Here is a 268-nt window from a genome sequence, read left to right on the forward strand (position 1 = left end):
CTTTTATATCGTGATCACGACATTGTAATCAGATTAATCTTCGGCGAGTAATTTATTAAGGTATTCACTAACGTTGGCTCTGATTGGCATAAAGTAGACATTATCATCTTTGGCTTGCACCTTTTTGATCATGGCTCGGCCAAACTTAATATTCCACTCTTTTGTCGGTTCGAAATCACTTGGAAAAACCACATCGTTTTTATTTTCCCAGTACGATTTACTGGTTTCGCTGTGGATCGGACTCAGGCCCCAAAATACTTCCGTATCT

The 268-nt window shown here is 39.2% G+C and carries 1 pseudogene; it reads right to left on the minus strand.

Annotation, left to right across the window (positions count from 1 at the left end):
* Positions 1-33: 33 nt before the first annotated feature.
* Positions 34-268: pseudogene (locus MTCD1_RS19315) on the minus strand (methylenetetrahydrofolate reductase); the annotation flags it as partial.

Source organism: Colwellia marinimaniae, from assembly GCF_002207865.1.
GTDB classification, from domain to species: Bacteria; Pseudomonadota; Gammaproteobacteria; order Enterobacterales; family Alteromonadaceae; genus Colwellia; species Colwellia marinimaniae.